Origin of the sequence: Candidatus Brocadia sp., assembly GCA_021646415.1 — a bacterium.
GTDB lineage: Bacteria > Planctomycetota > Brocadiia > Brocadiales > Brocadiaceae > Brocadia.
The window spans coordinates 1-26,371 of the sequence record SOEU01000031.1 but is presented as its reverse complement, the minus strand read 5'-3'; the positions used below and the strand labels follow the sequence as shown (position 1 = coordinate 26,371).

The 26,371-nt window shown below is 41.1% G+C and carries 21 protein-coding genes and 1 pseudogene; 20 read left to right on the top strand and 2 right to left on the bottom strand.

Annotation, left to right across the window (positions count from 1 at the left end):
• Positions 1–44 precede the first annotated feature (44 nt).
• From folP to E3K36_16215, 4 genes are read left to right on the top strand one after another with little or no spacing between them, the layout of a single operon-like run.
• The gene (folP, locus tag E3K36_16230) at positions 45–947 is read left to right on the top strand and encodes a dihydropteroate synthase (GenBank protein ID MCF6156741.1); all 903 of its coding nucleotides are present in this window, start codon (positions 45–47) and stop codon (positions 945–947) included.
• Positions 947–1,765, top strand: coding sequence for a TIGR00159 family protein (locus E3K36_16225; protein ID MCF6156740.1), 819 nt, complete (start codon positions 947–949; stop codon positions 1,763–1,765). The genes folP and E3K36_16225 overlap by 1 nt, the downstream gene beginning before the upstream one ends.
• A complete protein-coding gene (locus tag E3K36_16220) occupies positions 1,762–2,766 on the top strand; it encodes a hypothetical protein (protein ID MCF6156739.1) in 1,005 nt (334 codons plus the stop codon). The genes E3K36_16225 and E3K36_16220 overlap by 4 nt, the downstream gene beginning before the upstream one ends.
• Positions 2,763–3,509 carry a pyridoxine 5'-phosphate synthase gene (locus E3K36_16215; GenBank protein MCF6156738.1) on the top strand — a complete coding sequence of 249 codons (747 nt, stop codon included), beginning with the start codon at positions 2,763–2,765 and terminating at the stop codon, positions 3,507–3,509. Before E3K36_16220 ends, E3K36_16215 begins: the two co-directional genes overlap by 4 nt.
• Positions 3,510–3,655: 146 nt before the next feature.
• Here the strand turns inward: E3K36_16215 and E3K36_16210 are convergent, their stop codons facing one another.
• Positions 3,656–5,440, bottom strand: coding sequence for a DUF1858 domain-containing protein (locus E3K36_16210; protein ID MCF6156737.1), 1,785 nt, complete (start codon positions 5,438–5,440; stop codon positions 3,656–3,658).
• A 195-nt stretch (positions 5,441–5,635) separates the two neighbouring features.
• On the opposite strand from E3K36_16210, the gene E3K36_16205 reads away from it, so the two are divergent.
• From E3K36_16205 to E3K36_16130, 16 genes and pseudogenes are all read left to right on the top strand, one after another.
• Complete coding sequence (locus E3K36_16205) at positions 5,636–7,009, top strand: hypothetical protein (protein MCF6156736.1); 1,374 nt, start codon at positions 5,636–5,638, stop codon at positions 7,007–7,009.
• A gap of 209 nt (positions 7,010–7,218) precedes the next feature.
• Positions 7,219–7,911, top strand: a complete 693-nt coding sequence (locus E3K36_16200) for a TrkA family potassium uptake protein (protein MCF6156735.1) — start codon at positions 7,219–7,221, stop codon at positions 7,909–7,911.
• Position 7,912: 1 nt separating this feature from the next.
• Positions 7,913–8,689 (top strand): ParA family protein, encoded by a 777-nt coding sequence (locus E3K36_16195; GenBank protein ID MCF6156734.1) that lies wholly within the window; start codon positions 7,913–7,915, stop codon positions 8,687–8,689.
• Positions 8,690–9,088: 399 nt separating this feature from the next.
• Positions 9,089–10,078 carry a hypothetical protein gene (locus tag E3K36_16190; GenBank protein MCF6156733.1) on the top strand — a complete coding sequence of 330 codons (990 nt, stop codon included), beginning with the start codon at positions 9,089–9,091 and terminating at the stop codon, positions 10,076–10,078.
• A 22-nt stretch (positions 10,079–10,100) separates the two neighbouring features.
• Positions 10,101–13,931: a PAS domain S-box protein gene (locus tag E3K36_16185; GenBank protein MCF6156732.1), complete on the top strand. Its 3,831-nt coding sequence runs from the start codon at positions 10,101–10,103 to the stop codon at positions 13,929–13,931.
• Positions 13,932–14,189: 258 nt separating this feature from the next.
• Positions 14,190–15,890: a response regulator gene (locus E3K36_16180; protein MCF6156731.1), complete on the top strand. Its 1,701-nt coding sequence runs from the start codon at positions 14,190–14,192 to the stop codon at positions 15,888–15,890.
• 746 nt (positions 15,891–16,636) lie between these two features.
• Positions 16,637–17,794 (top strand): HD domain-containing protein, encoded by a 1,158-nt coding sequence (locus E3K36_16175; GenBank protein MCF6156730.1) that lies wholly within the window; start codon positions 16,637–16,639, stop codon positions 17,792–17,794.
• Between the two features lie 57 nt (positions 17,795–17,851).
• Complete coding sequence (locus tag E3K36_16170) at positions 17,852–18,142, top strand: DUF2325 domain-containing protein (protein ID MCF6156729.1); 291 nt, start codon at positions 17,852–17,854, stop codon at positions 18,140–18,142.
• Positions 18,143–18,190: 48 nt separating this feature from the next.
• Positions 18,191–18,454 (top strand): hypothetical protein, encoded by a 264-nt coding sequence (locus tag E3K36_16165; protein MCF6156728.1) that lies wholly within the window; start codon positions 18,191–18,193, stop codon positions 18,452–18,454.
• Positions 18,455–18,671: 217 nt separating this feature from the next.
• Positions 18,672–19,070 (top strand): holo-[acyl-carrier-protein] synthase, encoded by a 399-nt coding sequence (gene acpS, locus E3K36_16160; GenBank protein MCF6156727.1) that lies wholly within the window; start codon positions 18,672–18,674, stop codon positions 19,068–19,070.
• Positions 19,071–19,143: 73 nt separating this feature from the next.
• A complete protein-coding gene (locus tag E3K36_16155; GenBank protein MCF6156726.1) occupies positions 19,144–20,625 on the top strand; it encodes a radical SAM protein in 1,482 nt (493 codons plus the stop codon).
• A 135-nt stretch (positions 20,626–20,760) separates the two neighbouring features.
• Positions 20,761–21,972: a beta-ketoacyl-[acyl-carrier-protein] synthase family protein gene (locus tag E3K36_16150; GenBank protein MCF6156725.1), complete on the top strand. Its 1,212-nt coding sequence runs from the start codon at positions 20,761–20,763 to the stop codon at positions 21,970–21,972.
• An 87-nt stretch (positions 21,973–22,059) separates the two neighbouring features.
• The gene (locus E3K36_16145; GenBank protein ID MCF6156724.1) at positions 22,060–23,301 is read left to right on the top strand and encodes a beta-ketoacyl-[acyl-carrier-protein] synthase family protein; all 1,242 of its coding nucleotides are present in this window, start codon (positions 22,060–22,062) and stop codon (positions 23,299–23,301) included.
• A 36-nt stretch (positions 23,302–23,337) separates the two neighbouring features.
• Positions 23,338–23,544, top strand: a complete 207-nt coding sequence (locus E3K36_16140) for a hypothetical protein (protein MCF6156723.1) — start codon at positions 23,338–23,340, stop codon at positions 23,542–23,544.
• Positions 23,541–23,807 (top strand): annotated as a pseudogene (locus tag E3K36_16135) (type II toxin-antitoxin system RelE/ParE family toxin). Before E3K36_16140 ends, E3K36_16135 begins: the two are co-directional and overlap by 4 nt.
• A 257-nt stretch (positions 23,808–24,064) precedes the next feature.
• Positions 24,065–25,774 carry a recombinase RecF gene (locus E3K36_16130; GenBank protein MCF6156722.1) on the top strand — a complete coding sequence of 570 codons (1,710 nt, stop codon included), beginning with the start codon at positions 24,065–24,067 and terminating at the stop codon, positions 25,772–25,774.
• Positions 25,775–25,802: 28 nt separating this feature from the next.
• Here E3K36_16130 and E3K36_16125 read toward each other — a convergent pair.
• Positions 25,803–26,371 (bottom strand): transposase (locus E3K36_16125; GenBank protein MCF6156721.1); only part of this gene is annotated, 569 nt, incomplete at its 5' end.

Here is a 26,371-nt window from a genome sequence, read left to right as displayed (position 1 = left end):
TTACCTGCCTGCTGTTAATTGCCAATTGTTTATCTTCAACTGAAATGAACACGAATCTATACGAATACGAACAAAAAAACGAAGATATTACTGATAATTTTAAAAGGAGGTTTTTCGATGTGCCGTTTCCACATGGCATATTACATCTCGGTAAGAAAACATATGTCATGGGAATCCTGAATGTAACTCCGGATTCATTTTATGACGGAGAAAGATATAACACACTGGAAAATGCAGTTGATCATGCACTCAAAATGGTAGAGGAAGGGGCAGATATTATTGATGTTGGCGGTGAATCTACAAGGCCTGGTGCACATCCTGTATCGGAAGCAGAAGAAATAAAAAGAGTTATTCCCGTGATTAAAATGTTATCAAAGCAGATACGGAAACCTGTTTCCATTGATACTTATAAGGCAAAGATTGCTGAAAAAGCGATTGATGCAGGGGTATCGATTATCAATGACATCGGTGGATTGCTTATGGATAAAAAGATGGCAAAAATTGCTGCAGAGACAAAAGTTCCTGTTGTCATTATGCATAAAAAAGGAACACCCAGAACGATGCAAAAATATCCCCTGCGGAAAAATGTATTACCAGAAATAATGTCTTCTCTCAGAAAATCTATCTCTGTTGCGATGGATTCCGGTATACAGGAAAACAGGATTATTGTAGATCCTGGTATTGGTTTCGGTAAGACCGTACAGCATAACATGGAAATCCTGAGGAGGCTGGGAGAGTTGGGAAGTATGGGCTTCCCCATATTAATTGGCACATCACGAAAAAGGTTTATTGGTACTATTTTGAAACTTTCTGTTCAGGAAAGTTTATATGGAACGCTTGCAACTCTTGCCATTGCAGTCATGAATGGTGCGCACATTGTGCGAGTTCATGATGTACGTGAAGCTGTCCAAATCGTAACAATGTGTGACGCAATCAGGAATAGTTAATGTTAGAAAGTATAGCTGAATTATATAACAATGTAAATGTCTGGATGATAGGGAGGTCTCTGGGTGAGATATTTCTTATCTTTACGGTGGTATATGTTGTTTTACGAATCATGCAGGGTACCAGCGGGACGAGCATTCTGAGAGGTTTGGCATTCATTATCGTTTTGATCTCCATTGGCGTACTGTTTTTTGTGCGAAAATTGCAGCTCTCCACAATCGATTGGTTAATGACAGAGTTTGTCCCCGTATTTATCATTCCCATTATCATTCTTTTTCAACCTGAATTCCGGCGTGCACTGTTAAAGCTTGGTCAAAATCCTGTTTTTCGCATGTTTGCAAAGTCTGAATATCAGGTGGCCAATGAAATTATAAAAGCTGTTGAAATTTTATCCAGAAATAAAATTGGTGCACTCATCGCTATTGAAAGAGAAGTTGGCCTGGATAACTTTGTGGAAACGGGAACGAAATTAAATGCGAATGTATCGAGTGAATTGCTCAATGCCATATTTTGGCCTGGATCTCCCCTGCATGATGGGGCAGTTGTTATTCAAGAGCAGAAGATAAGCGCTGCGGGCTGTTTGCTTCCGCTTACCGAAAATACAGAACTATCAAAGAAACTTGGCACACGCCATAGGGCGGGTATCGGACTTACGGAAGAAACCGATGCTATGGTTATCATTGTATCAGAAGAAACTGGTACGATTTCTACCGGATTTAAAGGGGTATTGAATCGGGGCGTTGATGAAAAAGAACTGAAAAAGATCCTTGATGAACTATCCACAGAAAGATTTGGAGTTGCAAGGAGTGCCCAGGTTTGATCAAAGAGATATTTACCGGCAATATCCTCACAAAGCTTATGGCAATGGTTATGGCTGTTGCCCTTTGGTTATACGCGATCAACCGGCATACAGGTGATTTAACGGAGGTGGTTAGCTTGACCGTTTCTGTTCCTGAAGGCATCACCGTTCTGGAACAAAGTTTTGAGGAAATTACCATACATCTGCGAGGTCCGCAAAATGTGATTGACACGGTTGCGGATATGATAAAGGATCGAAAAATTATGGCGAGGTATATTGTGCGAGAATCTCCGAATATGATTGAAGATCAGGTCAAACAAACGATCTTCATAACGGGGGAGCACCTGGATCTGCCAAGTGCCGTTAAATTGGTTTCAGTATATCCTGAAAAGATCGATATAGTGCTCGGTAAATTACAAAAAAAGAGGTTAAAAGTCAATTTGCTAAAGAAAGGTGAACCGGCTATCGGATATGCTGTCGCAAATGAATTTGTCTTTCCGGGGGAAGTGGAGGTAACAGGCCCCTTAAATGCTTTAAAAGAAGCCACTTTTATTCATACAGTTCCTATTGATATTGGTGGAATTACCGGAGAGCAAAACCGTACGTTCCCCTGGCGGATCGAAATAGACCAGAAGGTAACAGTTAAACGTGGCGATAAAACCATTTCAGTGCCGGTCGTATGCAATGAGGATGTGCGGGTATGGTTACAGATTGTGGAGCAGCAGGATACAAGATTATTTGAGAAAATGAAGATCAAGATAATAGGACCTGCGGAGTACCCTTACACAATTAAACTGCAGGATGAATTTTCCAATGTGAGGGTAAAAGGCCCTAAGCTTTTGTTGGATAAATTGAATGCTGAAGATATCGTATTATATATTGACGTTACTTCATTAAAACCACCGGGGCCATATAAACAACCCGTAAAATGTATTCTACCCAAAAACGTTGAACTCGTCGATAAATTACCGGAGGTACACTTAGACATTCGGGAAACCATACGTTCTGCGGAGGTAAAATGATAAAGTTGGGAGTAAATATAGACCATGTTGCTACAATACGGCAGGCGCGAAAGACATTCGAACCAGACCCGGTGACGGCGGCATCTCTGGCAATCCTTGGGGGTGCAGATATCATCACGGTTCATCTGAGAGAAGATAGAAGGCATATACAGGACCGTGATGTGAGATTGCTGCGGGAAACGGTATTTACCAAGTTGAATCTCGAGATGTCCGTTGCACGGGAGATTGTAGATATTGCAATTGAAACAAAACCGGAGCAGGTAACCCTTGTGCCCGAAAAAAGGCAGGAAGTTACAACCGAGGGGGGGTTAGATGTTGTTTCTCAAAAGAAGGTACTTGTGGATGTCGTCAAAAGATTCAGGGATGCCGGTATTCTCGTTAGTCTTTTTATTGACCCGGAGGAAAATCAGATATCTGCGGCAAGGGAAGTAGGTGTACAGTATATTGAACTCCATACGGGAAATTATGCAAATGCAACTGATGATATTTCCAGAAGTAACATGGTTGAAAAACTTCAGATGGGCATGAAGGCCGCTCAAAAGTTAGGATTACGGGTAAATGCGGGACATGGTCTGACGTATCAGAACGTTGGATTGCTCGTAGAATCCCTGGATGCTGAAGAATTGCATATTGGGCACAGCATTGTGTCACGGGCAGTCTTTACAGGGATCCGGAAGGCAGTTTCAGAGATGAAGGAGTTGATTTTCAGGCATTCCTTAGAAAAACAGACTTACCATCATTGATGGATTAAATACCGTTCGTCACGATTCACCATTTTGTAATAGGAATCATCAAGTTGGGCAAATGGGTTAAACAAAGTGAACCCATCGGTGTCGTAGTTTTGCAGGATGCGCTTCTGCTTCATCCCAAATGAATATATGGTAAAATTTCAAGCCACTTTTACCTCAACACACGTCTTTATTGCAGCATTTAATTCTTTCAATAAGTCTTCAAGGTTGACAGGATTAATTTGCACCGCTTGTCCCAAACTGATCGTTCTGGCAAGGGTATTCCTGAGGATGGGATTTTTCAGTTGTTTGAACCCAAAACCTACTAATATGTCCAGGGTTTGGGGATATTGCTTGATGAGCTGATAAACATTGGTATTGGCTGTTGCGATTTTGATTTGTTCTGTAGGCTCTTCTTCTCTGTCGAGCTGCATGGTTTTCCATGCGTTTATACCAAAGAAAAACATGGCTGCATATTCGAGAAAGCCACTCATTCCCATAATAGGATAAACTTGTGGATAGAGATGAGTGGCAATTGGTTGAGCAGCTACCCTGAACATACATCCAATATTTATAAACACGAAAGTAGCGTTGAGTAATTTCGGACTGCATAATTTTACCCCTTTGCTCAAAGGAATCATCTTTGATGCGCACCCCAGGATCATCATGCTAATAAATCCGACAAAAATGGCGTGTCTGTATGCGCCAAACAGGGCATGAGAAACTCGTTCTCCCGAAAGCGTTTCATAGACCGTAAAGGTTAGGAGTGCACCTTCGGAAACAAATAACCAAACGAGTGCGGCTCTGATATATTTTCTAAATCCAGTTGGTAAATTAGTAGGATTTTTAACCGTTTTCTTTCTGTTGAATAAATTCAGATTATAAATAAATAAAAATACTCCAAATGTTTCCAGGAAACCTGCAATACAAAAAACTGCAGTAAAAAAGCCATGGAGGTTACTGGTATATTCCTTGTAAAACTCCGAGATCGTCCGTAATGCAATTGAAACATTCAGGATATATAACACATAGCTGCTGACTTTCTGGTTGGGTTCCTGGATGCCCAGGAAAATTGGCAAAGTCTTTGTAAATATTCCAATAATAACCATGCAGGCAAATCCCATGATCTGTATATGACGGATAGGATTCTTAAAGACATCCGGGATGTCTGTATTTCCCACTACATTAAAATGGAAAAAGAGAGCGACAAAAGCAATGGCCTGAATAATGAACCAGAGATAACTGGACAGGAGAAACCCTTCATAAATTTCAAACTTTTGTTTTTCCGAGGAAAAATACGTCCTGCAAATAACATAGATGAAAATAGCTATCGATGCGGCTTGAAGTGCACATCCAAACAAAACGGGGATCTTTAGGAAAAACAAACCTGAGTAATACGAAGTCGTTTTAAAGACAAAGGAGAGAAAAATGCCGGCTACCATCAAAAAAAAAGATTTGTAAGCTAACGGTGTGCTGTAGAGCATGGAGTTCCAAAATTTGGGTAAGGCAAAATATGAAATACCCATGATAAATAAACCGACCCAGCCATACACCTGTGTATCGCCATGTGTTTCTGTAAGGATCCAGGATACGGAAGTTAGGGAATTTTTAAATGCCATGAAGGCCAATAGTGATGCACCATAAAGACACCCGGTTGAAAGTACAATAATAATGGCCGTCTTTACGAAAATCTCATAGACATGATCGGTTTGTGGTTTTGTAATTGCGACGTCGCTGTTTGAATCAATTTCTCCATCGATAAGTTTTTGAATGTCGTCAATCAGTTTGGCAGGGCTGATATTATGCATCTTGGCAAAGAAGGAAAGGGGTTTGTCGGGGAGGATATTCCCACCGCACATAATGCCGTAAGTTTCAAATATGCGGCGGGTTACAGGGAATTTTTCAATAATATCTTTGACGGTGTTTTCTTGCCGTATCCTTTCCATAGGTGTAGTTCCTTACGTTTCCGTAAAACCATCACATATTTTGCAAAATAACATTACAGAAACATCTTGTAATTTATTCAGCGCATCGTGATAATATGAAATTATTACTAAAAAGTAATATATCAGACGTGTAAAGTAGTGTCAATGACTTTCTATAACTGGGCATTTGCACCAATAAGAGTTATTTGACACCTGATGGTAAATACTATAAGCGGGTTTTTCGTAAAAATCATGTTCTATTCCACCCTTTCCCCTCATCGGCTCATTCTCATTGGGTTTATTTCTATCATTGTAATAAGTTCTTTCCTCCTGACGCTTCCAGTTGCTTCTGTTTCCGGCAGTTCACAGCCGTTCATTGATGCCCTGTTTACAGCCACTTCTGCTATCTCTACTACGGGGTTGACTGTGGTAGATGTGGGTAGTTTTTATTCCCTTTTTGGCCAGATCGTTATTCTCACGCTAATCCAGATCGGGGGATTAGGATACATGATCTTTATTGTTTTGGTCATGTCGGGACTTGGCATACGGCTATCCTTGAGTGGGAAATTGATCTTGCAAGAATCGTTGACTAGTCCACCTTATGAAGAAGTTGTACGATTCAGTAAAATGATCATCTTTGTTACTTTTGCATTAGAGTTTTTGGGCGCCGCGGTTTTGAGTCTCTATTGGATGAAGGAATTTTCCGTAACACACGCCATCTATTTGGGGGTGTTCCATTCCGTCTCGGCCTTTTGTACAGCGGGTTTTAGTTTGTTTCCCGGCAACCTCTGTGCATATCGTGACAGCATTATCGTAAACACGACAATAGATGTCCTTTGTATCGGAGGAAGTGTTGGGTTCATTGTAATATATGATATCTATTATGCGATCTTTGGGAAACCAAAGGAAGATGAGCCACCGAAGAAACTTTTAGCCCATACCAAACTGGTGTTGATCATGCTTCCGGCTCTCCTGATTACCGGAGTATTATTAATATTCGTTTCAGAATGGTCTACGCCATTGCCATCATTTAAAGACAGACTTTTAGCCTCCGTATTCCAGGCTATATCATCTTCAACCACAACTGGTTTTAATACCTTCGATATGGGAACGATGAAAACAATGGGGTTAACTACGATGATTCTATTAATGTATATTGGTGCTTCTCCCGGTGGCACTGGTGGTGGAGTTAAGACGACTACCTTTGGATTATTGATTTCATCGATTATTTCTGTCGTATCTATGCATGACGAATTGATAATGTTTGGCAGGCATATATCCAGCAGAACAAAGGATAAGGCGTTTGTCATTTGTACCATTGCCGTTTTACTGAGCATGCTGGATGTTTTAATACTGTCTGTAACAGAAAATGCGTCTTTTATGGAAATAGTATTTGAAACCGTATCCGCATTTGGAACGGTAGGGCTCTCAACGGGCATCACGCCTTCATTAAGTATGGTGGGTAAGATTGTTCTTTCTGCTACCATGCTAATCGGCAGGGTGGGTCCGCTCGCAATAGGATATTCCATCAGAGGCAAGTGCAGGCTGGTTTCGATTAAATATCCGGAAGGTGTAATGTTGGTAGGATAATAAGGGATAACCGCCTTTTTATTTTGCTTAGTTTAAGCGATTGTGTTATTTTTTAGTAAAGTTGTAATTTTGAAATTGTTTTGAATTTCGGACTTCGTCGTGAGCGCTCAGTCAAACGATTTCATGCTTCGGATTTAGCGGTTTTTTATGAACAAAAACTTGCACAAAAAAGGAGTTTTTGCAAAGGTATACAAGAGGAGACATGAGGTATGAGACAGTTTGCCGTAATTGGGTTAGGAAGATTTGGCCGCAAGGTAGCGGAGACATTAGCGAAAAAAGGTGCTCCTGTCATTGCAATTGACAGCAATCAGGAATTGGTAGAAAAAGTAAGCGACTTTGTCACAAAGGCCATTCAGATGGACAGTACTGATGAGAAGGCGCTGGGGGCCAGCGGTATCAAAGACGTGGATGTGGCAGTGGTAAGCATGGGTGAGGATATTGAGTCGAGCGTTCTTACAACGGCGCTTCTGAAGAACCTGGATGTTAAAGAAATTATTGCGAGGGCATGTACACCACTTCACGCCCAAATATTAAAGATGGTGGGTGCAACCCGTGTCGTATTTCCGGAAGAAGATATGGGCATTCGTGTAGCCAATAGCATCCTTTCGCCTGGTGTGCTGGAATATATTGAATTGGGCGCCGATTATACCCTTGCAGAGATTGAGGCAAAAAGCGAAAGTATTGGGCGCACAATCAATGAGTTGGACTTGAGGACAAAATATGGAATTAATGTCCTGATTGTAAAAAGAAAGGTTTTTGAAGTGGGAGAAAACATAGAAGAAACAATAGAGAAAGAAGTTAAGGTTTTGCCTACATCCGATTATAAGATTCAGGAAGGGGACGTTCTTGTCGTTGTCGGTAGCAGCGAGGATATTGAATCTTTTGAAAAACACATGAAATAACATGCGGAGTATTGCTTTAACAAATCAAAAAGGGGGCGTGGCAAAAACAACGACCACCGTTAATCTCGGTGCCTGCCTTGCTCAAATGGGCAAAAAGGTACTTTTAGTTGATCTGGATCCCCAGGGAAATCTCAGTTCATGGTTAGGACTTGATATCCATAGCCTCGAACGGTCCATGTACAATGTGTTTTTGGAAGAGGTCTATTTTGAAGAAATTCTTACGAAGACATGTGTTGAAAATATGACCCTGGCGCCTGCCAATGTGGCATTGGCAGGGGTTGAACGGATTCTCGCCCATGAAAAAGGCAGAGACCTCATTCTGCGCAAACGCCTATTGTCAGTTGCAGACAAATATGATTATATTATGCTAGATTGCCCTCCCTCGCTGGGATTGATTACCATTAATGCATTAACCTTTGTCAAAGAGGTCTTTATTCCATTAGAAACGAAGGTATTGGCTTTAAATGGTTTGGTAACTTTGATGAATACCGTACAGGTGGTAAAGGAAAGGTTGAATCACAACCTGGAGGTGACGGGTATCATTGCCTGCCGTTTTGACGGTCGGACAAACCTCAGTAATGAGGTGTTCAATCAGATTAAAGAACGATTTAAAGAGAAGGTGTTTAATTCCATTATCAGAGAAAATACCCGCCTTGCCGAGTGCCCTATCTCCGGAAAACCGATTACCCTGTACGCACCGGATAGTCCGGGTGCCATAGATTACACAAATTTAGCGAAAGAAGTATTGGAAAGAGAGAAAATTACCGCTGATCGATGAGGTTCATGTCTTGAAGTATTACCGGTACTAATCTCGTATCGATAAATTCTTTGCGAAGGAGCCTTTCCGTGTCAAACTGCTCCAAAAACAGAAAGTTTTATGGTTTCTGTCCTGCCTGTATCCCAGTATTTTATTATGTTTCCTTTTCCTATGTTTGATAAGGACTATAGTGACCTATGCCAATTTCTTTAACGGATGAATTACTCATGCCTGGAAGGACGTATTTTGTTGGATTAAGCTATCAATTTTAGCATACACAAGAGACGGTTGTGAAATAGTTAACACTGTGCATTGAGAAATGGTAAGTTCTTAGGAACAGATGGATTACTTGACAAAAAACAAAATCTATCTATTGTCTTTTTTATTATTCTGTGTAAAGTGAGGAGTTCAATTTGCCCGATGGTAAATCATGGGAAGACCATAGTGTTTCGGTTTGCACTCATATTTACTTTCTCCGTATCATTCCAGATTTCTGCGGGAATTGCCAAAGAAAGAATTACGCTGCCAGGCAGGACTCATGCCAGTGAAAATACCGTCATTATAATTCGAAGCCAGCAAATTGCGGCGTATAATGAGGCAATTAAGGGTTTTGAAGAAGGATGCAAAGGGAAAAATATCTCCATAAAGGCAATCTATGATTTAAAAGGGGATCCAGAAGAATGTAAAAGGATTATTCAAAATATCAAAAACAACGAACTCAAACCTAAGCTTATTCTGGCTGTGGGTGTACTTGCAGCAACCCTCGCAAAAGAGCAATTTACTGATATTCCCGTTATATTTTGCATGGTTATTAATCATGAGCGCTTCAATTTACAGGGAGCAAACGTTACCGGTATTTCTTCAGAGGCATCCTTAGAAGACCAGTTTGCTATTCTGAAAGAGATTCTTGGCGCACAGAAGAACGTGGGGGTCATTTATGACCCAACAAAAACCGGAAAAATTATTTCAGAAGCGACTGCAGTGGCAGGGAAATTTGAATTCAATCTTATCAAAACAGAGGTCTTGTCCGAAAAAGAGGTCGTATCTGCATTAAAAAATAACATCAACAGAATTGATGCATTGTGGATAGTACCAGACGGTACGGTTGTTACAAAAGATTCACTCGATGCGATCTTCAAAAAAACCTTGAAAAATCGCCTGCCGACATTTTGTACTTCAAGCGCAATTGTTAAGGCTGGCGCATTAATTTCTATTTCTCCGGATTATCGATACACGGGTTTGCAGGCGGCTCAACTGGCACAGGCGTTATTAAGCGACCCGACGACGACTTCATTGGGGATTCAACAACCAGATAAATTAACATTAACCTTCAACACCCAAACGGCTGAGATAATCGGGATAAATCTCTCATCGATTAAATCTCGCGATGATATAGTCTTGTATCCATAATTGTGATTGATTTAAGAATCATATGATTGGTATCCGTACAAAACTTATCCTTTTTATGAGTTCACTGGTAATCATTATTGGCATGCTTAGTTGCCTGTTCTTTTTAATTCATGCAAAAAGGCAACAGGAGGTGGCGCTAAAAAGTTTCGGTACATCCCTTGTTATGCTGCTTGCACAGGATATCGAAGTCAAATACGCCCTGAGTTACTCACAACCTGCATTTCTTGATACCCCTGTCAAAAGGATAAAGGCTCTCGACAGGGAAGAAGAAATTGCTTATTTGCGTATATCAGGTATCAAGTCGGTCTTGTATGAAGAGAAGGCACCCTGGCTTGACATCGAGATGAAAGAAATTCCCACCGGAAAAGGTTCACAAAATCTGGATATACTGCTTACCGATTGCTTGCTTGCCTGTTCACGGGAGGCATTCTATGATTTTTCTGTACCTGTTCTCGAACAAACTTTTTCAGAAGAGGTATTTGCCGCACAGGTGTTCGAAGCAATCCCCGTAAATACAAGGCAACATACCCTGGGTTTTTTACAAATTGGTTTATCACCGCATAAATTGAACAAAAGGATCCATCAGATTATTTGGCGAAGTGTTATCCCAATGGGTTTGATCATAATTTTAGGCGGGATATGTATTACCGTTTTTCTCACCAAATACATTGTTTTACCATTACAACAAATGGCAAATATTACGCTTGATATTGCCAGAGGTGATCTCACACGTACTATAGAGGTCTATTCTAAAGATGAGATTGGACAATTATCCATGAATTTTAACCGGATGACCAGTTCACTTAAGACGTCTTATGATGAACTAAAGCAAGAAATTGCTGAACGCAAGAGGGCGGAGGAGTTGTTGAGGTATCGGGCAAAGATGGAAGAGCTCGTTGCAACCATATCAACAAACTTTATCAACTTGGCACCAAACGAGGTTGATGATGGTATAAACCGTGCGTTGAAAATGATCGGGGAATTCGCTGGTGTTGACCGCAGTTATGTCTTTCTGTACTCAGACAGTGAAGAGAGGATGGACAATACGCACGAGTGGTGCGCGGAGGGCATTCTGCCACAGATAGAAAATCTTACGGGAATTCCTGTTAATCATTTTCCATGGGGGATGGAGAAGCTGAAGCGGTTCGAAACTATTCATGTTCCTCGGGTAAGTGACCTGCCCGATTGTGCAAGCGCCGAAAGAGAACTGCGACAATTACAATCAGTTCAATCATTTGTAATCGTTCCCATGATTTATGGTGGATCACTTGTTGGACTTTTGGGATTTGATTCGGTTCTGAGGCAGACAGCATGGACGAGTGAAGATATCGCCATGCTAAAAATGGTGGCGGAAATATTTGTTAATGCGTTAGAACACAAACGAATGGAAGAAATGTTGCGAGAAGCAAACAGTGAATTGGAAATGCGCGTTCTTGAACGGACTGTCGAGCTTTCAAATGCCAATAAACTTCTCAAAGAGGAGATTGCCGAACATAAAAAGGCGAAGGTTGAACTAAAGAAATATGAGATACTCATTTCTGAAATAAGTGATTTGCCGTATATTTGTGATGCGGGCGGAAACATATTGTTTGTAAATCGCACCTTTGAAAAACTTACCGGTCACAAACCAGAAGAGTTTATTGGAAAGCCATTCGCACCTCTTTTCGACGAAGAGAACCTGAAAAAAGCAACAGATGTTTACACGATGACATTGAAAGGAGCAAGTCCGCAATATGAACTAATTTTTAAAGATACTGGAATTTTATGCGAATATAAAAATCTTCCATGGAGAGATGAAAACGGAAATATAATTGGGATTATCGGTACTGCCAGAGATATCACAGAGCGTCAAAGAATGATTGATGCCCTGCGACAGGCAAAAGATTATGCTGAAAATCTTATTGAGACAGCCAATGTAATGGTTGTAGGGCTGGATGTGATGGGAAATATTCAGATATTTAACAAGGTCGCCGAGGAAATTACGGGTTATAAAAAAGCTGAGGTGAGTGGTAAAAATTGGTTTGAAATACTTGTGCCCAGGGGTAAGCATCCCCATGTGTGGCAGGAATTTACCAAATGGCAGTCAGACGGTCAGTTGACCAAGACTTTTGAAAATACCATTTTTACGAAGGCAGGGAGAAAAAGATACATTTCATGGCAGAACAGTGAGGTGCGGGAGCAAGGGAAGGTTACGGGAATGATCTCTTTTGGGATCGATATTACCGAGCAAAAGCGGACTAAGGAATTGGTGGAGCGAATGCGTCTGGCGGCATTTGTCAGGGATGTAGGGATTGCCCTTACTGAGGGTGATACCTTGCATGAAATTCTTTACCATTGTACAGAGGCCATAGTCAATAATCTCGATGCGGCGTTCGCCCGTATTTGGACACTGAACGAGGAAGGAAACGTGCTGGAATTGCAGGCCAGCGCCGGGATGTATACTCATAAAAATGGTTCTCATAGCAGAATCCCTGTCGGCAAATTCAAGATCGGACTTATAGCCCTGGATCGCAAGCCTTATTTGATAAACTCCGTTATCGACGATCCATATATCCACGACAAAGACTGGGTAAAACGGGAAGGAATGGTTGCCTTTGCCGGATTTCCCCTGGTTGTACAGGATCGCCTTGTAGGGGTTGTAGCAATGTTTGCCCGGAAATCGCTTAACGAATTCATCTTCAGGGCTTTGGCCTCCGCAGCTGACATTATTGCACTTGGTATTGCCCGCAAGCAAGCGGAGCAAACGCTCCGAATGAGTGAAAGGAAGTATAGAATGCTGCTTGAAAATCTTCCGCAAAGAATATTTTATAAGGATAAAAATTCAATTTATGTATCCTGTAACGAAAACTACGCCAGGGATTTAAATATTCAACCGGATGAGATTACTGGCAAGACAGATTATGATTTTTTTCATAAAAATTTAGCTGAAAAGTATATTGCAGATGATAGGAGAATTATGAGGTTAGGACAAACGGAGGACATCGAAGAAAAATATACAAAGGATGGACGTGAGTTGACCATACATATGGTTAAAACTCCAATAAGAGATGAAAGGGGCGAAATAATTGGCATATTAGGTATTTTCTGGGATATTACCGAAAAGGTGGCATTGCAGATGGAAGCAATACGCTTACGACATCTGGTATCATTAGGTGAACTGGCCGCGGGTGTGGCCCATGAAATCAACAATCCCATAACGGGTATCATCAACTGTGCCCAGATACTGGTCAATAAAAGTCATAAGGGGAGCAGAGAAAATGACGTTGCTCATCGGATTGTAAAAGAAGGGCACCGCATAGCCAATATAGTAAAGAGCCTTCTCCATTTTGCCAGGCCCAGTGACAGGAAAGAGCAAAGGAGTGCTGTCCATGTACGTGAAATATTGTCTGATACGTTAGTTCTTGTAGATGCGCAGTTACGAAAGGATAGTATTCAGTTAATTGTGGATATTCCAAAAGAACTACCCAGGATAATTGTACATCCTCAGCAGATCCAGCAGGTCTTTTTAAATATCATAAGTAACGCGCGGTATGCCTTGAATTGTAAATACCCGGGAAAACATGACAGGAAAATTCTTGAGATCCAAGGTGAAGAAGTAACACTGAATAATTCCCCGGCAGTAAAGGTTACCTTTTACGATCAGGGTACCGGTATACCAACCAACATTTTGGATAAGGTGATGAATCCATTTTTTACCACGAAGCCACGGGGTAAAGGGACCGGGCTAGGTTTGAGCATCAGCCACGGCGTTATCAGTAAGTATGGTGGTAAGCTTTTGATTGATTCTGCTGAAGGAGAGTTTACCAAAGCTGTAGTTATCCTACCCACAATACCTGACTTTGATAGAATTTAAAAAATGTTCACATTTTTCGTTACCTTTATGCCTTCAAAATGGCAACAAGATATTGTTGTTGGTTTATTCAATCCTTTTGGCGTGATTCTTGCTAGTATTATAGAATATCATTGGAATTATTCTGAGCTGAGTAAAGAATAACATTTAATGCCAGGGACTTGAAAATAACCACGAAATTGTAATGGCAAGGCAGGCCTTGTCACTACACTGGTGTCGAAAAGTTGCCAAAAGCCTAATTTATTACCGTAGGAGGAAAGGATGAAGGCAAGAATTCTTGTAATCGATGATGAAGAGAATATCAGATTTACCTTTGAAAGCTTCCTTTTAGATGAGGGATATGGGGTGACAACTGCCAGGGACTATAACGAGGCCTTGGAAATGATTGATGAATCTGATTTTGATTTGATATTTGCAGACATTATTTTAGACGATAAAAGTGGCATTGATATCCTGAGATATATTAAGGAAAAAAATCTCTCTTGTCCGGTTGTCATGATTACCGGTGCTCCTGATATTGAGACTGCTTCGGATGCACTCCGGGTGGGTGCCTTCGATTATATTCCTAAACCCGTGCTTCAAGATACCTTATTGCGTGTTACAAAGGTAGCATTACAGCATAAAATGCTGGCAGATGAAAAGGAGAAATATCGAAAAAACCTTGAGGCAATATTCAGAAGTGTAAAGGATGCAATTATTACCGTTGATAAGGATTTGTTAGTAGTCGAATTAAATGAAGCAGCCAAAAATATTTGTGACTTATCTCGTGTCTCTATTGGGAAATCAATGAGTTTGCTTCAGAGACATTGTGATGAGAAGTGTCTCGATGCCCTTAAAGAAACCATCAGGACAAAGCAACCCATTGAAATTTGTAATCTCGAATGCAAGCACAACTCTCATCCACAGCAGGTTGTAAGCATTGCTACCTACCCACTTTTGGATAATAAAGGCATCTTTTCCGGGGCAGTTTTAGTGGTAAGAGACGATACTCATCTGGTTGATCTGGAAAGGGATATGAGAGAACGCAGGAAATTCTACAATATTATAGGAAAAAGTAAGAAGATGCAGGCGATTTACTCTTTGATAGAAGACCTTGCCGATGTTCAGACTACAGTCCTAATAACGGGAGAAAGTGGGACAGGTAAAGAGCTGGTAGCTGAGGCGCTCCATTACACCGGAGAACGCAACCACAAACCACTGGTCAAAGTAAACTGCTCAGCTTTGTCAGAGAATTTACTTGAAAGCGAACTCTTTGGCCATGTTAAGGGTGCCTTTACTGGTGCTTCTCAGAATAGGGCTGGCAGATTTCAGAAGGCAGATGGTGGAACCATATTTTTGGATGAAATTGGTGATATATCTCCCAGGATACAACTCCAGCTGTTGAGGGTATTACAGGAAAAAGAATTTGAGCGTGTCGGAGACTCGAATCCCATCAAAGTGGATGTCAGAGTTGTTGCCGCTACGAACCAGAATATTCGGGAAAAAGTCAGGCGCGGTGAGTTTCGGGAAGATCTGTATTATCGGCTTAAAGTAGTGGAAATGAATCTACCACCGTTAAGGGACAGGCTGGAAGATTTACCGCAACTGGTAAAACACTTTTTTAAAAAGTTTAATAAAAAGCTAGATAAGGATATTGCCGCAATATCTGCTGATGTCCAAAAAATATTTATGAATTATTCATGGCCAGGTAATGTTCGGGAACTGGAACATACCCTGGAACATGCATTTATCCTCTGCCATCAAAACATAATTACTGTAGATCATCTGCCACTTGCTTTTAAAGACGTAATTGGAACTAAATCTCATCCCAAAGATGTAATACCTGACGAATCAAAGGTTATCCTTCGGGCACTGGAACGATCTGCATGGAACAAGGCCAGGGCTGCCCGGCTGTTGGGCATGAGCCGACGTACTATCTATCGAAAAATGAAAGAGTACAAGATAAGGATACAAGATAAATGATACGAGAACTTCCCTCGTGCGGCGCAATCGCATTCCAAAACAAATTTAACCACAAATTTCTTCTTTATTATGTGTCATGACACACAAGTGTGACGTCACACTTGTGTGTCATGACACACTTTTTTAATGTGGTCTGAATGAATTCATAGTGACTTGATCATAACTTTTTTCTTCTCGTAGAAAAAATCAATAGCATTAAAATAGTTATTTAAAACCCTCCCTGCCTTTCTGCATCAGTTTTTATTAACAGCAAATAATAAGTTCATACCTGGAAATTTCAATGTCATGGTCTTTCGGATCTGTAAAAAAGTTTTTGCATGCAAACTGGAGAACGAAGAGTCCTCATTGCTAAAAAGCAATAAAATTATTTCCCACAGCCTTTGGCATACATTTTGATATAGCATATTTTATAAGAAAAGTTTTTAAAAAAGGAGGGCAAAGGGTGAATATTTTTTTTACCTTTCTGATAATCAGCATCTTGATTTCTGTGGCAGCGGTAGTACTCTTGTAAGTTCGCAAAAGGGAAAATTATGACGATGTCCATTGTTGCCACAAAAGCGATCACATTGGCACAAATATGTACAATGGATTGAGCAAAGTAATCCCGTTGTTGTCGTTGGTTATTGGATGGGTCGTTTTCCTTCGTATAACAAAATGGCAAGCATATTTTAATTTTCAACAAAAACTGAAATAAAGATGCTTGAAGATGCCGTTAAATTTTACTATGGAGATGGAGGATTGCCAAAGTGGAAATGCCAAAGATTGTTTATAAATTGATGGAAAATGAGCTGATGAGATTGTTATTTTCCGGGGTGACAGACCTTACCTACATTTATGATACAGAGGGAAATGTTTTATTTGTAAATAAAATATTTGAAAAGTTTACGGGTCATAGACCAGAGGAATTTTACGGAAAACCATTCGCAACCCTTTTCGACGAAGATAACTTAAAAAAAGCGATGGATGCCTTTACGAGTACATTAAAAGGCGAGAGTCCTCAATATGAACTCTGTTTTAAGAATACAAAGATATTATGTGAGTATAGAAATTTTCCGTTGAGGGATGAAAAAGGGAAGCTTATTGGAGTTATGGGGATAGCCAGGGATATTACTGCTCGTAAACAGGCCGAAGAGGGGTTACTCGTGCTGAACGAATCTTTAGAGAAAAGAATGATTGAGCATTCATCGAGGCTTATGGAGTTGAATGAAGAATTAATGGGAGAAATCGATGCCCGGAAACGGCAGGAGAATGAATCGAAACAAAGTATTGAGAAACTGCAGAAGTCTTTAAGAGGTATTATTCAGACTTTGGCGCTAACAGTTGAGTCGAGGGATCCTTATTCAGCAGGCCACCAGAAACGGGTAGCCCACCTGGCTTGTTGTATAGCGGAAGAGATGTCTCTTTCAAAAGATAGGATTGCCGGGGTTCGTTTGGCTGCATTGCTCCATGATATAGGGAAAATATCCATACCTGAAGAAATTCTCAATAAGTCTGTCCAGCTTACTAAGGCTGAATTGAGTGTTATCAGGAACCACACACAGGTAGGTTATGATATATTGAAGGAAATAGAATTTCCCTGGTCGGTTGCCCAAATTGTGCTTCAACACCATGAAAGGGTTAACGGCTCCGGGTATCCTTTTGGTCTGTCAGGTAAAGATATTCACCTGGAAGCAAAAATTCTCAGTGTGGCCGACGTTATTGATGCTATGACTTCACCCCGACCTTATAGGCATCCCTTTCCTTTAGATAAGGCGTTAAATGAAATTTCACACAACAGAGGCATACTTTATGATTTTAATGTGGTATGTGCTTGTTTGGCTATTTTTAATGAAAAAGCATTTAAGTTTGAGCAAGAGAACTTTTCAAATTCAAGGGAAATAGAAAATCTTTTATTAAAAGTTTGATGAATGAACAATTGTCTAAAATTGGTCTAATGGGACACTCATGAAATGAGATGTAAAATGTCAGTAATAATTGTAGGGGGTGATCATCTGGGAAGTATCCCAAGAGAGCTTGACAAACTGGGGATAACAGATATTCAGCATTTAACTGGTAGGAATGGGCAAAAGATCCGTGGGAGAATTCCAGAAAAGGCCGATTTTATTATTCTCCTGTATGATTTTGTTAATCATAACCTGGCTTATAAGATAAAGAAATTTGCCGGCAATCGGGGGATACCTATCATCTATGCAAAAAGATCCTGGTCATCCATATATCAAAAGATGAAGGATAGTCAGATACAATTTTTCTAGAATGGTATTGTTGTAAATTTGCTATTGTATTGCGAAAGGAACCTGTCTATGTCAACAAACACATTTTTTGTATGCCCCAATTGTGGTAATGTAAAGAAATTTAAAATATTTACAAGTAACTTTCAGGTTATTGAGCAATCTCCTGAAATGGGAGTACGTGTAGGCGAAAGCGGTGTCTTGCCTAGTTTGCGGCAAAACGATAATTATGTTGAATGTCAGTTATGTTTTAAAAAATCAGACTATGACATGGTAGCAGATATTGGCAAAAGATACGTGCAGGAATTCCTGGGTGTAAAAATCAAGATTTGTTAAACAAGATTTTGCGTCTTATGATATTTAAAAAACAGGCAATCCGGATACATTCCTTCGGTTCAAATTTGTTCCTTCCTTCCTGCTTATCATAGGTAAAATCAATAGGGGAAATTGTCATTGACATTGAATTTACAAACTTGTACAATGCCTCCTACGTAGCGACAGATACTTGCTTTATAAGCAGTTACAATAAATGTAAATATAACTGGATATAGCTATGTATGTTGGTATTGATATTATAGAAATAAGACGTATTGAGAAGTTGTTTTCTGCTAATGAGGATTTTTTAAAGAGGATTTACACCGAAAAAGAGGTAGAGTACTGCAAACAAAAGAAGAATAAATATCAACATTTTGCAGCTCGTTTCGCCTCGAAAGAGGCAATGTTCAAGGCTCTGGGAACTGGTTGGGTCGGTAAAATGAAATGGACGGATATTGAGCTCTTAAATGACGAAATGGGCAGACCCTATTTGAATCTTTATGGCAGTGTAAAAGAATTGGCAGACAAGAAACGGATCAACACTATAGCTGTATCATTATCCCACTGTCAGGATTACGCTATTGCCCAGGTTTTGTTAGTACCAAAGGCAATGCCAGAAGTTTTGTCTGGTGACTGACTCCGACCAGAAAATATCGTAGACAAAAGAATTTGATTTTTCTGTGTTTTCTGCATCTAAACGAGGAATGTCCATGAAAAGACTTGTATTAATCAATCCACATCCAATTGGAAATGTTGGTGAGGAAAATGTTTCTGTATTAAACCAAATGCCGGTGAATCTCGGCTATCTGAAGGTAATAACACCAAAACACTGGCAAGTCGATATCATCGATGAAACTCAGGAGCTTGCGATTGATGAAAATACAGGGGAGATTACTTTTGGGGGGGCTGACCTGGTTGGCATTACTTCGGTGAGTTATCAGGCCCATCGTGCATATCAAATAGCTACTGCTTGTAAAAAGCGGGGTATTCCGGTGATTATGGGCGGTATTCACGCAACAAGTTACCCGGAAGAGGCGGCAAAATATGTGGATTGTGTTGTGACCAGGGAAGCTGTAACCACATGGGAAAAGATCATTGGTGATTTTGAAAAAGGCCGTCTCCAAAAAAGATACGATGGTGTTCTGACACCCATGGAGTTATATCAGGGATTGCGTCCGGATAGAAAGTATTTGAAGGATAAGTATAAATACCGATATTCAGGTATCATAACGACAGCAGGATGCCCCTTTAGCTGTGAGTTTTGTTCTGTCCCTCAGTTTCAGGGAAGGAAATATCGTGAAAGACCCATCGAGGATGTCCTTGATGAGTTCGAATCCATTAAGGGACAATATCGCGGTTTGATCCTGACGGACGAAAACTTTTACGGGCACAGCAAAAAGTCCAACGAGCGTGTCCGGGACCTTTTTAAGGGTATGGTGGAAAGGGGTATTTACCAGAACTGGTTTGGTTTTACCTCCCTTAATATTTATAAAGACGACGAAACCCTTGAATACATGATGAAAAGTGGATGTGTTGGGGTATTAATTGGGATTGAATCCATCAACGAAGAAGCCTTGAAAACGATGAACAAGAATGTAAATTTGCGCATCTCTATTGAGAATTATTTTGAGGCCATCGCTAATATCCGCAAACACGGCCTTGCCGTGTGGGGGACAATGGTCTTTGGAAATGATGCCGATACCCCGGAAACCTTTAAGCAGGTTGCCGATTTTGTTCTGGATTCCCATGTTGATATTATGACCTGCGGCATTTTGTGTCCATTTATTAATACGCCGCTTTATCACAGGTTGAACGGAGAGGGAAGACTTTTCAGGACAAACTTTCCGGAGGACTGGAAATATTATACATCTCACCACCTCACGTATATCCTCAAAAACATGTCTCTTCAGGAACTTATTGATGGCTTTCAATATTTGTATGACAGGATTTACGCCACGGAGGTATTGCGGCAGAGATTTCAGAATGCAAAAGAGATATTAAAGGATAATATGAATGCCGCCATGTTTGCATTCAGGGTAAATTTGGATTGGCAGTCCGTTTATCAGCATCTGATCCAAAATCTAAAAGAATTGCAGACATCTGGGTTCTATGAAGAGGCATTAAAACGATATAATCAATCGAAAAGAGCTGGGAAAAAGGCGGATTTGACACCGATTGAGGTATCACCCTGAGTTCTGAATAATTCTCTTATCAATAGTATTTCAGAGCAAAACATAAGGGCTGTCGTACTTATTAATTATTATAGGTCAACTTATTCGCATTATGTGAGTGAATAGTTGACCTCTATTATTTAAAGATTGAACACTATGGCAAAGGTTGTAATTACAGGGTTAGGATTAGTTACACCCGTCGGGACTGGCGTAAAGCAAAGCTGGGAATCGTTTATCCAGGGCAGAAACGGGGCCAATGAGATGAAGTCCTTTGATACCTCTAAATACAAGGTGCATCGTTCCTGTGAGGTAAAGGATTTTCACTTAGATGTTGCATTAGAGAATCAGATCAAGGAAAACACTATCCATAAATACGTCTACTACGCAGCCAGAGAGGCACTCCAGGAAAGTGGTTTGTTACATGACAAGAAATCCGATCGGGAGCGGTTTGGTATTGCCATCGGAACGTTGGCAGCCGAATTAACGCCATTTGAAAGGCTCCTGCGGTTAGATACCTCGAAAAAAGACAATGGTTTTGATAAAACCGTTGCCGCAGTTTACCCGCCTAATTCGATTACCAATGTTCTCGCTCACTATTTTGATTTTGAAGGTCCGGCCATGATTTCGCTGAATGCCTGCTCATCGGGCAATCACGCCATTGCATGGGCGTATGACCTCCTTGTGGACAATAAGGTGGATGTGGTAATGGTTGGCGGCGGTGACATGATTCCTCAAACGGAATTTACCCACTTTCATAACCTCAAAGCCCTAGCTCCTGATCGCTGTCAGCCTTTCGATAAAAATCGTCAGGGGCTCATGATTGGGGAAGGGGCCGGGATACTGATTATGGAGCGTTACGAGTTTGCCAAAAAACGCGGGGCGACGATTATTGCGGAAATGGCTGGTTATGGCTTGAGCTGTGATGGATTTCACATGACGGCACCCCATCCTGAAGGAGATGGAGCGGTAAAATGCATGAGTGATGCGTTAAAGATGGCAAGGCTTTCTCCTGCACAAATTGGTTATATCAATGCCCATGGCACGGGTACACCCCATAACGATAAGACGGAAACTATTGCTATAAAACGTGTATTTAACGAGGGCGCATATAAGATTCCCTGCAGTTCCACCAAATCTATGATTGGTCATCTCATGGGCGCTGCGAGTGCCGTAGAATCGGTTGTTTGCTGTCTGGTACTGAGGCATGGAATAGTGCCTCCGACTATTAATTATGAAACACCAGACCCGGAATGCGATCTCGATTATGCACCCAATGCGGCACGTGAGTTAAAAGTGGATCACGTATTAAATAATTCCTTTGCCTTCGGTGGTAATAATGCTACGACAATATTTAGTAGGATGAGTTAAGCCTGTCCTGAGTGTACGAAGTGCGAAGCGAACATATCATTCCCTTCATGTTTTTGAGCTTTTGTGGATAAAGTATAACAAAAACGTATGAAAAAAAGAGTCGTTATTACCGGTTTTGGTGTTGTATCACCTCTTGGATGCGGTAAAGAGGCATTCTGGAATAATCTTATTGCGGGAAAATCGGGCATTGTCCCTATGTCTTCTTTTGACGTGTCTCCTTATAAATGCAAGCTCGGCGGCGAAATAAATGACCTCAAACCCGAAATATACCTTGGTAGTAAAGGTTTAAAATACTTGAACAAAGGTACACGTTTCCTGGCGTCTGCCGCTAAGATGGCGCTGGATGACGCAAAGATACCGCAGGACGGTTCCTTATCAAATCAGATGGGCATGGTCATTGGCTCATCCCTGGGAAATTTTTCTGAGACAACGGATTATTTTTACGAAATTATCAGGAATAATCCATCTGAGTTGTCACCCATGCTCAGTTATGACGTCGCATTAAATTCTTCCATCAATTACGTATCTGTCATCTTCAAGATGAAGGGACTTGCACGCACCATATCTGCTGGTTTTACGTCCAGTACCGATGCCATAGCGGATGCGTCTAAGATGATTCAGCGGGATATGGCAAAGATAATCGTGGCAGGGGGGGTAGAGCAGATTTCCATTGATTTGTATCTTATATTTTACCTGCGCGGCCTTCTGTCCGGACTTGACGGCACAAGAGAGGCGAGTTTACCCTTTGATAAGGCAAGAAATGGCTTTGTCATGTCAGAAGGCAGTTACGTGGTTATCCTTGAAGAGCTTCAGCACGCCATGGACAGGGGAGCCCATATCTATGCGGAGGTAAAGGGCTTTGGGAATACCTTCGTGGGCGGTAAAAGCCATCCGTCAGATGCAAGGGTGCGTCGCGCCGAAAAGGCCATGCATGATGCATTGGAAGACGCTGGTGTAAAGAAAGAAGAGGTTGATCTCATCAGTGCAAATGCAAACGGATGCAAGATGCAGGATGCAGTCGAAGCGAAGGCAATCCAATCTTATTTTGGCACAGGGAGCAGTCAAATCCCCATATCCGCAATCAAATCGAATGTGGGGGAGTCTTACGGCGCTTCAGGCGCAGCACAGTTCATTTCAACGGTCATGTCCATCAACACAAGTCAAATACCCCACATCATCAATCATAGCAACAAAGATCAGGAAATCAACTTAAGTCTTATCCTTGAAAAACCCTTTAGAAAAGAAATACACAATGCGTTGATAAATACCATGGATTATGATGGAAATAATTCATGTTTGGTGATAAGCAAGTTTAGCAAATCTCATTGAGTGTGTTTTATTTTTATAAGCAGGAAGGACGATATTATGGAAATATCAATAAACCAGGAACAACTTAAGAACCTAATCAAGACTGCTTTAGTCGAAGTCCTTGAAGAACGGCATGATTTGCTTCATGATGCAATTGAAGAAGCGATTGAGGATGTGGCGCTTGCTCATGCTATTGAGGAAGGTAAAAGTATGGAATTAGTCCAACGAGAAGAAATTTTTAAACTTCTTGAAGGTAAGACATGAATGTTTAATTTAGAACCAGCTTTTCTAAAGACCTCCGCAACATGAAAAATAAGAACTTATTGAATCGAATCAAAGAAGTCATTGAATCTGTTGAGAAGGCACAAAGCATGCAAGACATATCTAATTTTAAAAAGTTAAAGGGTGGAAGTAACTTCTATTGCATCAGAGTGGGTGAATATCGAATCGGGCTAACTATTGAGAACAATACGGTGTTCTTTGTTCGCTGTCTGAACAGAAAAGAGATTTACAGGTATTTCCCATAATGCGTCAAGCAAGTCACTTCACTTGACGATTAGTGTAATGGCAGGATGAAACTCCTGACAGTGCGGCAAAACCTTTTAGAAAAGAAATCCGTAATGCAATAATAAATATCATGGAATACAACGGAAACAATTCATGCTTTGTGGCAAGTAAGTTCAGCAAATAATGTAATGCTTATTGATTATGTTTTATCTGAAATATCATAAATAACTTTGATAATTATAGAATAGAGATAAAAATAAGTTTTGGAAGCAGATGCTTGAACCAGATAAAAGGAGTAACTTCTGATATGAGAATTCGTAAGCTTAAAATTGAGAATCTTCGCGGTCTAAGCAATGTTGAGTGTGAATTCGACCAGCCAACTAATGTAATCGTAGGACCCAACGCCATTGGAAAAACAACAATTCTTGAAGCTGTTCGACTTACAAAAGCATTACTCATGCCTCGTTACTTCCAAGAAGGGCAGCAAGTTTTGGTATCTCTTGGGGCCACTTCACCTCATCCACAATTAAGCAATTATATCGATTTTTCTGCCCTTGCCCGCGAACCGAACGAGGCGGTGCGTGTGCAGATGCAGTTGGAAATGAACGCCAATGAGCTTGAATATCTGAAGAGTGTCCGAAATCAAATTGCTCTTGATTTCTTAAGAGGACAGATGGCTCGCTCGGATGAACAAAGCCAGCTTGCTTTTACGCAGTACCTGTCTTCAAATGAAGGGAAATCGAGATTAGAAAGTACCATTAAGGTAGTAGGAGAAAGACTAGACAAATTCCAAGCACCATTCATTTTACCAATACAGTTGACAATTGATGGAGCTAAGGGCCAGATCAGAGGTGATGATCCCTTCAATCAAGTCATGGTAATCATTCTCGAACGTCGATGTCCACCACACCAGGCGCTGTTTAGTTATTTCCCGGCAGACCGAGCCTTCCCCACGGGCGAGGTGAACGTACAAATCGGTTCAGGGGAAGCAAATAACCAGATTCAGGCTCATATCGGTCAAGCCTCAACAAAATATCAACGCCTCAAGCAAACTATCGTTAATAATCTGCTATTCTCTGGACTTGATCAATCAAAAGTCCATGATGATTTTAGGCAGGTACTGGAAAAACTACTACCTGGCAAGGAACTCGTAGGTTTATCGGTAACACCGGTAGGAACCCTCAAGGTCGCTATCAGAGAGGCATCAACAGGCAAAGTCTTTGACATAGATAGCATGAGTAGTGGTGAAAAGGGATTAATTCTGACTTTCATGCTCTTACGGCGGAGCCTTGCTCGTGGGGGTATTGCTCTTACCGACGAACCTGAATTACACCTCAATCCCGCTGTCTGTAAGAACACCGTGCCCTTTCTCAGCGGCACGATCATTGCCGACAATGATATACAGGTTCTGGTCTGCACCCATTCTGCTGATATTCTGGGTGCTGCTTTTGACAGACAGGACTGTAGTATTCATCATCTCCGTTCCCATAAAGATGCGACAAAGATTTACGAACGCGATCAAATGGAAATATTCGAAGCCCTTCGCCGATTAGGAACAACCGCTGCCGATACTCTGTTCTCTCGCGGAAACATATTCGTCGAAGGCGAGCATGATACCGCTATATTGGAGGAGGGATTTTATGACCAGGTTATGGGCTATAAAATTACAAGCTTGGGTGGACGCAGAGAGGTAGAAAAGGAGATCGCAACACTACAAGATGCAGAGCGTAAGGGTGAATTAGATAAACTCAATTGTTTCATTTTTGATTTGGACAGACGCCCGGAAAACTTGGCAAGCACGAACCTTGTGAGAGTGCTTCAATGGGATAGGTATTGTCTTGAGAACTACCTGTTGGATCGGAAGGTATTGTATGATGAACTGACTGACAACGGTGTAAATATTGGCTCTAGAGGTAGCTTTGAGCAACGCATAGCAGAGCTTGCTATCTCACAGTTGACGGAAGCGGAATATGTCAATGAAAATTAGACACTTTTAAAAATAATTTAGACTCTAATCATAGAGTATATTCCGTTTTTGGTTTATTAATCCAGGCAGCCACAGGCATACTTGGTGGTTTAGGTGAAATTCCTTTGAATCGTTTAGGGTGATTTTCAAAGGCGGTTTTTAAGACAAGAGAGCGTTCTTTCATAATTTGATCCGTACGTCTATAGTGGACGTCTTCTGGTTTTAGCAGACCGATGCCGGAATGATGATGTTCTCCGTTGTACCAGGTAAAAAAGCTTTTGCAGAATACCCTGGCGTCCTCAATTGAACCGAAATTACCAGGGAAATCCGGTCTATACTTGAGGGTTTTAAACTGTGCCTCCGAATAGGGGTTGTCGTTACTGACGTAAGGACGAGAATGGCTTTTTGTTATTCCCAGATCAGACAGAAGAAACGCCACAGGTTTCGATGTCATGCTTGAGCCGCGATCAGCGTGGATCACCAGTTGTTCTGGCTTGATAGCCTGTTTTTTACAGCTATCGGAGATAAGCCGTTGTGCCAATATGGCCTGTTCACGGTGTGCAACCATCCATCCGACGACATAACGGCTGAAGATATCGAGAATGACATACAGATAGA

Coding starts and splice junctions, on each gene's coding strand:
- E3K36_16150 (MCF6156725.1), top strand. CDS start 20,761: ATGGCAAAGGTTGTAATTACAGGGTTAGGATTAGTTACACCCGTCGGG.
- E3K36_16155 (MCF6156726.1), top strand. CDS start 19,144: ATGAAAAGACTTGTATTAATCAATCCACATCCAATTGGAAATGTTGGT.
- E3K36_16190 (MCF6156733.1), top strand. CDS start 9,089: ATGGTAAATCATGGGAAGACCATAGTGTTTCGGTTTGCACTCATATTT.
- E3K36_16225 (MCF6156740.1), top strand. CDS start 947: ATGTTAGAAAGTATAGCTGAATTATATAACAATGTAAATGTCTGGATG.
- E3K36_16145 (MCF6156724.1), top strand. CDS start 22,060: ATGAAAAAAAGAGTCGTTATTACCGGTTTTGGTGTTGTATCACCTCTT.
- E3K36_16215 (MCF6156738.1), top strand. CDS start 2,763: ATGATAAAGTTGGGAGTAAATATAGACCATGTTGCTACAATACGGCAG.
- E3K36_16180 (MCF6156731.1), top strand. CDS start 14,190: ATGAAGGCAAGAATTCTTGTAATCGATGATGAAGAGAATATCAGATTT.
- E3K36_16165 (MCF6156728.1), top strand. CDS start 18,191: ATGTCAACAAACACATTTTTTGTATGCCCCAATTGTGGTAATGTAAAG.
- E3K36_16210 (MCF6156737.1), bottom strand. CDS start 5,440: ATGGAAAGGATACGGCAAGAAAACACCGTCAAAGATATTATTGAAAAA.
- E3K36_16205 (MCF6156736.1), top strand. CDS start 5,636: ATGGTAAATACTATAAGCGGGTTTTTCGTAAAAATCATGTTCTATTCC.
- E3K36_16200 (MCF6156735.1), top strand. CDS start 7,219: ATGAGACAGTTTGCCGTAATTGGGTTAGGAAGATTTGGCCGCAAGGTA.
- E3K36_16170 (MCF6156729.1), top strand. CDS start 17,852: ATGTCAGTAATAATTGTAGGGGGTGATCATCTGGGAAGTATCCCAAGA.
- folP (MCF6156741.1), top strand. CDS start 45: ATGAACACGAATCTATACGAATACGAACAAAAAAACGAAGATATTACT.
- E3K36_16195 (MCF6156734.1), top strand. CDS start 7,913: ATGCGGAGTATTGCTTTAACAAATCAAAAAGGGGGCGTGGCAAAAACA.
- E3K36_16140 (MCF6156723.1), top strand. CDS start 23,338: ATGGAAATATCAATAAACCAGGAACAACTTAAGAACCTAATCAAGACT.
- acpS (MCF6156727.1), top strand. CDS start 18,672: ATGTATGTTGGTATTGATATTATAGAAATAAGACGTATTGAGAAGTTG.
- E3K36_16185 (MCF6156732.1), top strand. CDS start 10,101: ATGATTGGTATCCGTACAAAACTTATCCTTTTTATGAGTTCACTGGTA.